Origin of the sequence: Bradyrhizobium sp. 521_C7_N1_3 (assembly GCF_052075975.1) — a bacterium.
GTDB classification, from domain to species: Bacteria; Pseudomonadota; Alphaproteobacteria; order Rhizobiales; family Xanthobacteraceae; genus Bradyrhizobium; species Bradyrhizobium japonicum.
Genome location: NZ_CP197232.1, coordinates 7,957,847 through 7,969,781, shown reverse-complemented (window position 1 = coordinate 7,969,781; position 11,935 = coordinate 7,957,847). Strand labels below are relative to the sequence as shown.

8 protein-coding genes and 1 tRNA gene are annotated in these 11,935 nt (G+C 62.1%); 6 read left to right on the top strand and 3 right to left on the bottom strand.

Going from position 1 to position 11,935, the window contains the following annotated elements:
- Nucleotides 1-106: 106 nt before the first annotated feature.
- From AB7008_RS37505 to AB7008_RS37485, 5 genes are all read left to right on the top strand, one after another.
- On the top strand, nt 107-1,669 hold the full coding sequence (locus tag AB7008_RS37505; RefSeq protein ID WP_028156508.1) for a 2-isopropylmalate synthase: 1,563 nt from the start codon (nt 107-109) through the stop codon (nt 1,667-1,669).
- Nucleotides 1,670-1,842: 173 nt separating this feature from the next.
- A complete protein-coding gene (locus AB7008_RS37500) occupies nt 1,843-5,445 on the top strand; it encodes a beta strand repeat-containing protein (RefSeq protein WP_441260418.1) in 3,603 nt (1,200 codons plus the stop codon).
- Between the two features lie 222 nt (nt 5,446-5,667).
- Nucleotides 5,668-6,681 (top strand): TRAP transporter substrate-binding protein, encoded by a 1,014-nt coding sequence (locus tag AB7008_RS37495; protein WP_028156510.1) that lies wholly within the window; start codon nt 5,668-5,670, stop codon nt 6,679-6,681.
- Between the two features lie 199 nt (nt 6,682-6,880).
- A complete protein-coding gene (locus tag AB7008_RS37490) occupies nt 6,881-7,489 on the top strand; it encodes a Spy/CpxP family protein refolding chaperone (protein WP_441260417.1) in 609 nt (202 codons plus the stop codon).
- A gap of 180 nt (nt 7,490-7,669) precedes the next feature.
- Nucleotides 7,670-7,745, top strand: a tRNA-Lys gene (locus AB7008_RS37485).
- 57 nt (nt 7,746-7,802) lie between these two features.
- On the opposite strand, the gene AB7008_RS37480 is transcribed toward AB7008_RS37485, so the two are convergent.
- The 3 genes from AB7008_RS37480 to AB7008_RS37470 form a co-directional block, all read right to left on the bottom strand.
- A complete protein-coding gene (locus AB7008_RS37480; RefSeq protein WP_212452851.1) occupies nt 7,803-8,954 on the bottom strand; it encodes a hypothetical protein in 1,152 nt (383 codons plus the stop codon).
- A gap of 1,117 nt (nt 8,955-10,071) precedes the next feature.
- Nucleotides 10,072-10,344: a cupin domain-containing protein gene (locus tag AB7008_RS37475; RefSeq protein WP_376707371.1), complete on the bottom strand. Its 273-nt coding sequence runs from the start codon at nt 10,342-10,344 to the stop codon at nt 10,072-10,074.
- 624 nt (nt 10,345-10,968) lie between these two features.
- Nucleotides 10,969-11,529, bottom strand: a complete 561-nt coding sequence (locus AB7008_RS37470; protein WP_212452850.1) for a TetR/AcrR family transcriptional regulator — start codon at nt 11,527-11,529, stop codon at nt 10,969-10,971.
- Nucleotides 11,530-11,666: 137 nt separating this feature from the next.
- Between AB7008_RS37470 and AB7008_RS37465 the strand changes: the two genes are divergently transcribed.
- Nucleotides 11,667-11,876 (top strand): hypothetical protein, encoded by a 210-nt coding sequence (locus AB7008_RS37465; RefSeq protein WP_212452849.1) that lies wholly within the window; start codon nt 11,667-11,669, stop codon nt 11,874-11,876.
- The last annotated feature ends 59 nt before the right edge of the window (nt 11,877-11,935 follow it).

Sequence of the window (11,935 nt, the reverse complement as noted above, 5' to 3'; positions counted from 1 at the left end):
CCGGCTGGGCGCCACGCGCCTGGGCGCTCAGGGGTTGGTCGAGATCACCGGACACCTCAAGCGCCCAGCAGACTGACGGCGCACAAGCTCATAAAGGAATTTTGTAATGGCCCCCGTGAACAAGTCCGACAAGGACCGCGTCATCATTTTCGACACCACGCTGCGCGACGGCGAGCAGTGCCCCGGCGCCACCATGACCTTCGAGGAGAAGCTCGAGGTCGCCGAGCTGCTGGATGATATGGGCGTCGACGTCATCGAGGCCGGCTTCCCGATCACCTCGCAGGGTGATTTCGAAGCGGTCAGCGAGATCGCCCGCCGCTCCAAGAATTCGATCATCGCCGGCCTGTCGCGTGCGCATCCGGCCGACATCGACCGCTGCGCCGAAGCCGTGAAATTCGCAAAGCGCGGCCGCGTCCACACCGTGATCGCGACCTCGCCACTGCACATGCGGGTGAAGCTGAACAAGACGCCAGAGGAAGTGTTGGAGACCTCGGTTGCGATGGTGGCGCGCGCCCGCAACCAGATCGACGACGTCGAATGGTCGGCCGAGGACGGCACCCGCAGCGAGATGGACTATCTCTGCCGCATCGTCGAAGCCGTCATCAAGGCCGGTGCGACCACGGTGAACATCCCCGACACCGTCGGCTATACAGTGCCGGAAGAATACACCCACTTCATGAAGACGCTGATCGAGCGCGTGCCGAACTCCGACAAGGCCGTGTTCTCCGTGCACTGCCATAACGACCTCGGCATGGCCGTGGCGAACTCGCTGGCCGGCATCGTCGGCGGCGCGCGCCAGGTCGAGTGCACCGTCAACGGCATCGGCGAGCGCGCCGGCAACGCCGCGCTGGAAGAGATCGTGATGGCGATCAACGTGCGCAACGACAAATTCCCGTACTGGAACAAGATCGACACGACGCAGCTCACCCGCGCCTCGAAGGTGGTGTCGGCGGCGACCTCGTTCCCGGTGCAGTACAACAAGGCGATCGTCGGCCGTAACGCCTTCGCGCATGAGAGCGGCATCCATCAGGACGGCGTGCTGAAGGATGCTTCCACCTACGAGATCATGCGGCCCGAGATGGTCGGCCTGAAGCAGTCCTCGCTGGTGCTGGGCAAGCATTCCGGCCGCCACGCCTTCGTGCACAAGCTGGAGGAGATGGGCTACAAGCTCGGCCCGAACCAGCTGGAAGATGCGTTCACGCGGATGAAGGCGCTCGCCGACCGCAAGAAGGACATCTACGACGAGGACATCGAGGCGCTGGTCGACGAGGAGATGGCGGCCTCGCACGACCGCATCAAGCTGACCTCGCTGACCGTGATCGCCGGCACCCATGGTCCGCAGCGCGCGACCATGAAGCTCGACGTCGACGGCCAGATCAAGATCGAGGAAGCCGAGGGCAACGGTCCTGTCGATGCGGTGTTCAACTGCATCAAGCGCCTGGTGCCGCACGAGGCCAAGCTGGAGCTGTACCAGGTCCACGCGGTCACCGAAGGTACCGACGCGCAGGCGGAAGTCTCGGTGCGGCTGTCCCATGACGGCCGTTCCATGACGGCGCGTGCGGCGGATCCGGATACGCTGGTGGCCTCGGCAAAGGCCTATCTCGGCGCGCTCAACAAGATCGTCATGAAGCGCCAGCGCGATACGGTGACGACGGCAGCGGCGAGCTGACGCTTTATCCTCTCCCCTTCATCGGCAAACGCGGCGCCCTCGGCGCCGCGTTTTTCGTTTGGCACACGATCACGTTATGCGGGGGTGTATCGCAACAAATATGTTATTAACATGTCATGTTAACATTCCATTAACCGGCAGCGTCGCGCGCCCTTGCTGCTGGAGAATTTGGAATGCCCCTTTCCGCTGGTTCGATCGCCTTCACCGGTTTCAACGGTGACGGCAACGATAATTTGTCCTTTGTCGCCCTGACCGACATCCCGCAGGGCACTGTCATCAATTTCACCGACAGCAACTGGAACGGCTCCGCCTTCGCCACCGGCAGCAACGCCGAAAGCACGATCGCCTGGACCGCGACCGGCGCGATTCCCGCCGGCACCGTCATCGACATCAACAACATCGGCAAGGGCACGTTCGGCACCAGCGCCGGCTCGGCGACCTTCACCAACGCCAACAATACCGGCCTCTCCAACGACAGCGAGGTCGTCTACGCCTATATCGGCACCTCGACGTCGCCGACCTTCCTCGCCGCGATCTCCAACGTCGGCTATGCGACCAGCGACGGCACGCTGACCGGCACCGGCCTCGTTGCCGGCCAGACCGCGGTCAGCTTCACCGGCGGCCTCGACATCGTCGGCTATAACGGCCCGCGCTCGGGCTTCGCCAGCTTCGCGGACTACCTCGCCGCGATCGGCAACACCGCCAACTGGGCCACCCAGAACGGCAGCGGCGACCAGAGCACGGACGGCACCACGCCCGACGCGCCGTTCCCGACTACTGCCTTTACCGTTGCGGCTCCTGCCACGCAGACGATCTCGTTCTCGTCGCCGAGCGTGTCGGTTGCCGAAGGGCAGAGCGGCACCAAGACCATGACTTTCACCATTGCGCGCACCGGCGGCACCACCGGCGTACTCAGTTTCTCCGGCAGCTTCGCCGCCGGCACCACCGATGCGGCCGATTTCGGCGGCGCGCTGCCGGCCTCGACCTTCAGCGGCAGCTTCGCCGACGGTGCGTCCTCGGCGACAATCACCATCACAATCTCCGGCGACACCACCGCAGAGCCCGACGAGAGCTTTACGCTCACGCTCACCAGCGCCAGCAATCCGGGTGCGGTGGTCACGATCGGCACCGCGACGGCGACCGGCACCATCGCCAACGACGACGGCACTCTCGTCTCCGGCAACTCGTCGAACCCGATCACGCTGGCGAACAACGATCATCTGACCGTCCTCGCCGGCGCGACGCTGTCGGGCTCGACCCCGGTTACCTGGATCGGCGGCAGCACCTCGCCCGGCGCGGTGGTCGACAATTCCGGCACCATCACCGGCACCAGCCGCGCGATCGCCACCAGCGGTTCGACCAGCGGCAGCCTCACCATCAACAACAAGGCCGGCGCCACCATCACCGCGACCAAGGACGCGGTGAAGATCTCGAACCTGGTCTCGGGCAAGAGCGGCACCTTCACCGTCAACAACGAGGGCACGATCTCGTCGACGGGAACCGGCAGCAATGCCGGCCAGGCGCTCGATCTCGACGACATCAATTCGAGCGGCGCCAATACCGTCATCAACAACGCGGCAACCGGCGTGATCTCGGCGGCCGATGCCGACGCGATCCGGCCCGGCGCCAACGCCACCATCAACAATTACGGCCAGATCGTCAGCCATAACGCTTCGGCGGCCTCGGACGGCAATGACGCGATCGACTTCCAGTCGGTCAACACCGGCGGCGTGGTCAACAACTATGCCGGCGGAATCATCGACGGCGCCCGCCACGCCATCACCGGCGACCAGCCGATCACCGTCAACAACGACGGCACGATCATCGGCCGCAGCGGCTCCGGCATCAACATGGATAGCGCGGCTAACACGACGACTACAGTGACCAACCGCGGCACCATCACCGGCACTGCGGTCGGCGGTGCTGACGCCGACGGCGTCGATGTCGACGGTCTGGTCTCGATCGACAATTTCGGAACGATCGCGGCGGTCGGCCTGACCAGCGGCGCCAACGGCCTCAACGAAGCGCTCGCGATCGGCGGCGGCTTCGTCCACAACGAGGTGGGCGGCCTCATCATCAGCGATCAGCGCGCGATCACCGTGGACGACAGCAATGACGGTAGCGCCTTCGGCGTCATGACCATCATCAATGACGGCACGATCCGCGGCAACAACGGCGAGGCGATCTCGATCGTCGGCAACTTCGGTGACACCGTCACCAACACGGGCGCCATTTTCGGCAGCGTCGCCACCGACGGCGGCAACGATACGCTCTCCAACAGCGGCTCCATCACCGGCGACGTCTCGATGGGCGCAGGCGACGACAGCATCAATCTCGCCACCGCTTCGATCGTCACCGGCACGATCGACGGCGGCGACGGCGTCGACACGCTGGTGCTGTCGGGCAGTGGCTCCGGTTCGCTCCTTGGCACCGTCGTCAATGTCGAGAAGCTCGACGTCCAGAGCGGCGTCTGGCGGATCAAGGACGCGTCCGGCTATTCCGACATCCAGGTTGAGAGCGGCGCGGCGGTCGTGCTGGAAGGCTCGGCCAATGGAATGGTGGTTGCCGCGGGCGCCGCGCAGCTCGTGTTCGGTCTGGCCTCGAACTCGGTGATCTCGGGCAATCAGTACATCCAGATCGGCGGCTCGGCCGACGGCACGACGATCAAGGCCGGCGGCGACCAGGATATCCTCGGCGGCGGTATCGCGACCAACACCACCGTGGACGGCGGCACCCAGAACGTCTTCGGCGTTGCGATCCAGACCACGGTCGCGAATGGCGGCTTCCAGCACGTTCACAACAATGCTTTCAACACCATCGTCAATGCCGGGGGTGAGCAGAACGTCTACATCGACGGCAGTGCGACCGGATCCACCATCAATGCCGGCGGCATCCAGATCGATTGGGGCTTCACGATCATCACGACGATCAGCGGCGGCGGTCAGTACGTGTTCGGGTCGGCGAGCCTCACGACGATCAATTCGGGCCTGCAGGCCGTCGAGAGCGGCGGCACGGCCTCGGACACGACGATCCATGGCGGCGGGCAGGACGTCTATTTGGGTGGAACCGCGATCAACACCACCATGGATGGCGGCGTCCAGTCGGTCTATGGCGGCACGGTGGTCCAGACCACGATCAGCAATGGCGCCCTCCAGTATCTCCACGGCAACGCGTCGATGACGACGGTCAACGCCGGCGGCCAGCAGAGCGTCTACGCCGACGGCGCGGCGACCGGCACCACGATCAATGCCGGCGGAGTCCAGGTCGATTGGGGCGCCGCCAGCGCCACCATCGTCAACGGCGGCGTGCAATATGTGTATGGCAGCGCGACTGGCACGACGGTCCTGTCCGGCACGCAGCACGTGCAGGCTGGCGGCAGCGCCGATGACACCACGATCGGCTCGGGCGCGCTCGCCTTTGTCCATGCGGGCGGCACGATCGACGATGTGATCTTCGCCGGTCCCAATGCCTCGCTGGTGCTGGCCCAGGCGTCGGCCTTCACGGGAACGATCTCCGGCTGGCGGGACCATGACAGTCTCGATCTCGGCGACATCCTGTTCAGCGACGGTCTGACCTCGATGGCCTATGCGCAGAACAACGACAACACCGGCGGCACGCTGACAGTCTCCGACGGCACCCACGTCGCGATGCTGCACTTGCTCGGTCAGTACAGCGCGGCCGACTTCGCGCTGTCCTCGGACGGGCACGGCGGCACCCTGATCACCGATCCGGCGGTCGCGCAGCAGGCCCAGCTCGCGCCGGCGCTGCACGGCTGAGGTTGCGAGAGGCGGCAGCGGCGACGACAGGGTTTCCCTGCCATCGCCCTGCCTGAGCCAGTCCGGCAGATTTCCCCTCCGGATACCGCATTTTTGCAAGCCGCCCCCTGCTAAGGGGCAATGGCGCCTGTGTCCGCTTCCCTATAATCCTGCCTTCAAGTCTTGAATCTAAGGCTTGGGGGCGACGGTTCGTGCCCCACCAAAAAACGTGCGGGAGGAAGCATGCGGAAACTCATTTGGGCTGCGGCATCGGTTGCGGTCTTGACCGGGGCGTTGGCCCTGACCGGGCCGGCATCGGCCCAATCGCCGATCATCATCAAGTTCAGTCACGTCGTCGCCACCGACACGCCGAAGGGCAAGGCGTCGGAGAAGTTCAAGGAGCTCGCCGAGAAGTACACCGGCGGCAAGGTCAAGATCGAAGTCTATCCGAACTCGACGCTCTACAAGGACAAGGAAGAGCTTGAGGCGCTCCAGCTCGGCAGCGTGCAGATGCTGGCGCCGTCCAACTCCAAGTTCGGTCCGCTCGGCATCCGCGAGTTCGAGGTGTTCGATCTGCCTTACATCCTTCCGGACCTGAAGACGCTGCGGAAGGTGACGGAAGGCCCGCTCGGCCTCCGGCTGCTCAAGCTGCTGGACTCCAAGGGCATCACCGGTCTTGCCTATTGGGACAACGGCTTCAAGCAGATGAGCGCCAACAAGAAGCTGGTCACGCCCGCCGACTACCAGGGCGTCAAGTTCCGCATCCAGTCCTCGCGCGTACTGCAGGCGCAGTTCAAGGCGCTCAGCTCGCTGCCGCAGGTGATGGCGTTCTCGGAAGTCTATCAGGCGCTGCAGACCGGCGTCGTCGACGGCCAGGAGAACACCTGGTCGAACATCTATACCCAGAAGATGCACGAGGTGCAGAAGTACATCACCGAGACCAATCACGGCTACATCGGCTACGTCGTGATCGTGAACAAGAAGTTCTGGGACGATCTGCCGGCCGACATCCGCGACCAGCTGTCGAAGGCGATGAAGGAGGCGACCGACTTCAACAACGCGCAGTCGCAGAAGGAGAACGACGACGCGCTGGCCGAGATCAAGAAGAGCGGCAAGAGCGAGATCATCAAGCTCACGCCGCAGCAGGACGAGGCGATGCGCAAGGCGATGGAGCCGGTCTACAAGGACGCCGCAGGCCGCGTCGGCCAGCCGCTGATCGACGAGTTCCTCAAGGAATCGAAGAGCACGACGAACTGATCCGGATCGACCATCAATGAAGGGGCTTCCGTGCAGCCTGCGCGGAGGCCCTTTTTGTTGCAAATCGTTTCAGTCTGCATCTGAATGGACATTCAGGGGAGTTACATCTTCGTAAGAACGCCCTCTCTGTCCAAGTTGTAAGTTGCGCGTCAGCCGTCCGGCGCTCATCCTCACCGGCATCCTTCCAGAGGAGGTCCGTATGAGGAAGTTCACCATCGCCGCCATCGCCGTGCTCAGCATCGCCGGCTCGGGTGCGGTCTATGCCCAATTTCATCGCCCGTGGATGGAGCACTTCCGCCACGTCCGCATGAACCCGGAGGACCGTGCCGCCTTCGTCGACGCGCGGATCGCCGCCGTCCATGCCGGGCTGAAGCTCAACGCCGACCAGGAGAAGCTGTGGCCGCCGGTCGAGGCTGCCGTGCGCGACTTCGCCAAGCTGCGCATCGACAGCGCCAACGCGCGGATGAATACGGGCCCGGGTGACGCCGGCAAGAACGCCGACAAGCCCGAGGATCCGGTCGCCCGCCTGCGTCAGCGCGCCGAGGACATGGGCGCGACCTCCGCCGCCCTGAAGAAGATCGCCGATGCCGCCGATCCGCTCTACAAGACGCTCGACGAGGGCCAGAAGCGGCGCCTTGCCGTGCTGACCCGCCACCGTGGCCCGTTCGGCGGCGGTGGGGACGGCCCGTCCCGACACTTCATGGAACGGGGCATGGACCGCATGATGGAGCGCGGCATGGACCGCTTCCATGGCGACCGTTTCGACCGTGACGGCGGCCCGGACCGGGATCGCGAGGGCCGGCTCTGAGCCACCCCGTATTTCCCGGGGAATTAACCCCGGGATTGGCCTTGGCGAAGCCGCTGGAATCCAGCGGCTTTTCGCATTTTCGGGCCTGTGGAAGAACCTTGGAAAACATGCGCCACATCGCTTGCCATACCCGGATCGCTTTGCTAAACGACCGGCCTCGCAAGGCATTGACCGCCTTTCGGGCGCATAGCTCAGTTGGTAGAGCAGCTGACTCTTAATCAGCGGGTCCCAGGTTCGAGCCCTGGTGCGCCCACCAAGCTTTTCAATAGCTTAGGGGGGTCTCGCGGTCGTCATTCCGACAGGCTGGTCGCGGCTATTCCGACAAACCGGCTGCTTTTGTTCTTTCCTCACGTCGCTTCTTGGTACCGGAAATTAGCTGTTTCCGTGTGCGCTTTGCATAGGTCGGCAACTGCCGCGATGACCTGTGCCGGCCTGCCGCTCTGAGCTCGGCGTCTGACAGATCGCTGTCGGCGCCCTCGGTGAACCCGCCGTGGCGGAATGATGTAAAAGACAGTTCTTTCCGCAGATCGGCAGCGCGAACGATCTTTTTCACGACCCCGCGCAGGTAGCGAAGATCCTGCTTGGCTGTGATCCATGGCAGCGGGGTAGGTGACCTCCGGTGCGAATGGTCGCGTCGAAAGACCAGGCCGGACACGGTTGTCTGCTTGATTTCATCCAGCTCGGCCATCAGCTCCGGGAACAAGGTCTCGCCAGTCTCATCGAACAGTGGCCACCAGGCTTCCTCGCCGTTCTTTGGATGGACGATGCGCACGCTGTTCGGACGCTCTTTCGGTCGATAGTGGCTGACCTCGAGAGCACCAAAGACGTGCTCTTCTCTCTGGAGCCACTCCCACGCGACAAGTGCCGCCGTCGCGACGGATCGGTAGCCAAGTTCGTTCGCCTTGGCGCGAAAGGCAACGAGCTCGTCCCACGTCGCAGTCGGCGTTTCTCGCGCGGGCGTTCCTGGCGCGCGGGCCTTCAGTCCCATTTTTGAGAACGGGTTGACGGCGGGCACTCTCTTTTCTTCTGCCCGCTGTCCAACGAACCAGGCACGCCGGCACGCGGTCATCGCCGCGTTCGCAAAGCGTCGACGTTCCCGTTGGACGACGTTTCCATCGGCGTCCTTCTCTTCAACAATGAGCAGCTTTGCATAAACGGCGTCGACGAAGCCCTTTGTAAAATCGGCAATCTGCTTCGACCCTGCGCGCGTGCCGTCCTTTAGCAAGTGGTCAGCGAATAAGGCCAGACCCTGCTCATAGAGACGTTGCGTCTTGTGGTCGATTTCCTTCCACTTCTGATGTGCCTTGAACACGCCCGCGAGCCAGTCAAATGATCCCGGCGCAATACCGATGGGGACCAGGTCCGTGAGGCCGCGAGACCGCCAACTATCGAAAGCTGGCAACAGAACGTACTCGGCACGCTCGACGGCTGCGGCGTAATCTTCTCCCAGGGGTTCTGCCTTCACATGGCATCCCTGTTCGCGGGCCCAGGTCGGAGGCTCAAAAAAATAGGCCCATCGGCCGCTCTTCAATGGCTTCCGTCTGCAATACCGAGGCAATTTCAAAGCGGTTTTCGGGGGCTTCATACCAGCGCTGCCAGATCGGTTAACGGCCGATTCTGCCGGATGGCGCAGACCCGCGCAACATATTCGTCTACGACGACCTTAGACCAAATTGGCTCTCGTAATCGGCCTCGGATTCGACAGCTCGTCGGTGCGGGTGCGAGGCCCCTGGAGATGGTGCGTACGAGTTCATCTACGCTCCGAAAATCGAGATATGCAGCGAGCATGTCAATCCGCATCTCGGCCGGCCAAGCACCGTTTTCGGGATAGCGAGGGGAACGCGCGCGCTGCCGCATTCTGGAATCGCGCGTTTTACGGTCATAGGTCGGTTGGGCTGTGGATCCGTCGATTGCCATGAAGCAAAGCAAACATCGTTCGGCAGATCGTTCAACTCCAAGCCAAGCAAGGTTGCCACATCATGGACTCAAGTCAGCCTGCTCGCGTCACCTCGATAAGGCTGGTGGCTGTTAGGTCAAATCGATCATCTTTGCGTTATCGCAAGGCTGGACATGTCTGAGCCGCCATATGTCGCCGTCGCCGGCTCTTTGCTCAGTCTTCGACCCTCGCCCCGCCGGATCGCGATGCAGCTGATCGTTCTACCAAGGTGAATACCATCATTGTGGTGCATAGTTCGGTCTTCATTATTTGATGATGACTACGAGCATGCGTCCAATTCAAGTTCGGTCCCGCTTCGGACAAGCTTTGTACCGTACCGTGGGTTCGAATCTCACTCTCTCAGCCACTGCCGCCGTTAGGCGACGCGAAGCTCAAGGCGGTCTATCCGGCGATGACGACACACGGCTGTCGGTCGAGCTTTCGGGATTGGGCAGGCGATGAAACTCGCTTCGAGCGCGATATCGCAATGATAGGTGGTCGCGCAAGCTCTGCACCTGGGCAATCGCGTCCGCCCCTCATCACCCCTCTTTCGATTACTGTCCTAGCCGGCGGCTGGCGCATCGAGCCTTTTCGGATTGTCGACGCACACCAACCGTGTGCGCCGACACTGTGCTGCCTTCCCGCGTCATCCACTACCTTCCCGCGACTTACGAAGTACGGTGTTGGTGCGTCCATGCTGGACGATGTCGATAACGAGAAGCCGTGTCGGCGCCTTTCCTTCACTGGCACCAGTATGCCAGCGCCCCACCGACTCCACCACGAAGTCTCCCGGCCGATACGTCTTGCTATGACCGGTTTCTGTGTCGGTCACGCGTAAGCTTCCCGACAAGATGTAACCGTATCGAGGATACGGATGCTCGTGCTCTGGAAGATGCGCTCCCGGCGGAATTTCGAAGATGGACGCAATCAGCTCCGCGTTTATTTTTGGGCAGTATAATTTTTTGCCCAGCAGACGTAGTCATCGTGGAAAGCAATTGCTTAATCGTGAAGTCCGTTTGCTGACGCGCGTCTGTTTGCTGCTGAGCGTAGGCCTGTGAAGTCAGCGATGCCAACAATCCGACGACGAGGCATTGCAGGCTGCGGGGGAGCGCAATTCTGCGCCATGGTCGGCGCATCGAGGCCCAGAAAGCTCTGGAGTATCTAATCATTGTAAAGATCTTTCCGTTTGCTTTGATCCATCGGGGATGTCGAAACGATCTAGCCACCGGAGGATCGTCCGCAAGTCATCAAAATTCACACTGCGGTGTTCTTGCATGGGACGATAGCGATGGTCATTCCAAGCTCACTTACTGTTCGCTGTGAGCCCAAAGGCGCCATCACATAGAGCCGCATTGATTGAAGATTGCGGGAATCAGATTTTAGCTTGCGCCCATGGGATCATGGAGACGATCACAGAAAGCACCTCAAGTTTTCGCAGGCACCTCCGGGGAAGAACTTCAAAATCATGGCCGATGCCGGGAGCAAATGCTGCCCCGAGAAGCTTATCAGTGGCGAAGTAGGCTCATCCACTAACGGTCGGCATTCAAGTCGGGATCAGGCCGGATCCGCGAAAGCTATCGATTAGCGCATCGAACAGTTTTAGGTCTGCACGGCTCCGCGCCATCAGTTGCGCGCCGGCAACGGCAGCGAAGATTGCGCGTGCCCGTGTCTCACGCTTGCTGGCGGGAACGGAAACCGCAGCAAGCATCCTGGCAAGCCACGCCACGTTGACATCGGCGAATGCCTGCACCTCGGCCTTCACCGTGTCCGGCAGGTCATCATACTCAGCTGCCATGAAACTGCAGAGGCACATTCGATTGTCCTCCTCGAGCGATCGACGAAAGAGTCCTGGATAGGCCCGAAGTGCCTTTCTCGGATCGCTGTTCGCTTTTGAAAGAGCTTCAAGATTCGCCGCCGTGTCTTGCCAGTAGCGCTTTGCTACCGCTGCACCCAGATCGGCCTTGCTGGGGAAGTGGTGATAGATGCTCGCAGCCTTGATGCCTACCTCATCCCCGATGTCGCGGAAGTTCAGTCCGGCATACCCATGCGCCTGAGCTGTCCTACGCGCCGCAACAAGGATCGCTTCTCTCGCGCTTTCGCTCATCACCATCACCTCAACTTTTCTCGACCAACTGTTAGGTAGGGTTGAAACCTTGAGTCCGCAATACTATCAAATGAGCCTACCAAGTGACAGGTAAGGTCGCTATGCCTAGTTGTGCGATTCCGGTGGACGCGGCTCGTATGGCCGCACTCATTGCAAGACGGGTCTCGCCCCTCGTGGCCATGCAGGCTCATTTCGTTCGAGCCGCGCAGGTCGAGGCGCACAAACAATTCCAGCAGTTTAACGGCGGAGTCGCTTTGGGCGAATTCCGTGGGAGCCTGCGCGCTATTGCCGAAGACTCCAGTTTTTCGAGCGAGCTGGTGCGACGCCAGGGTGATGGCGATGGGTGAGGTCATGACGAGCGTCAAAGCCTATCCGTAAAACGACGACGGCCAGTGCGCCGTTCGAA

What these genes read in the sequence shown, in the direction of transcription:
- AB7008_RS37505 (WP_028156508.1), top strand. Translation starts at nt 107, where the DNA reads ATGGCCCCCGTGAACAAGTCCGACAAGGACCGCGTCATCATTTTCGAC.
- AB7008_RS37500 (WP_441260418.1), top strand. Translation starts at nt 1,843, where the DNA reads ATGCCCCTTTCCGCTGGTTCGATCGCCTTCACCGGTTTCAACGGTGAC.
- AB7008_RS37495 (WP_028156510.1), top strand. Translation starts at nt 5,668, where the DNA reads ATGCGGAAACTCATTTGGGCTGCGGCATCGGTTGCGGTCTTGACCGGG.
- AB7008_RS37490 (WP_441260417.1), top strand. Translation starts at nt 6,881, where the DNA reads ATGAGGAAGTTCACCATCGCCGCCATCGCCGTGCTCAGCATCGCCGGC.
- AB7008_RS37470 (WP_212452850.1), bottom strand. Translation starts at nt 11,529, where the DNA reads ATGAGCGAAAGCGCGAGAGAAGCGATCCTTGTTGCGGCGCGTAGGACA.
- AB7008_RS37465 (WP_212452849.1), top strand. Translation starts at nt 11,667, where the DNA reads ATGGCCGCACTCATTGCAAGACGGGTCTCGCCCCTCGTGGCCATGCAG.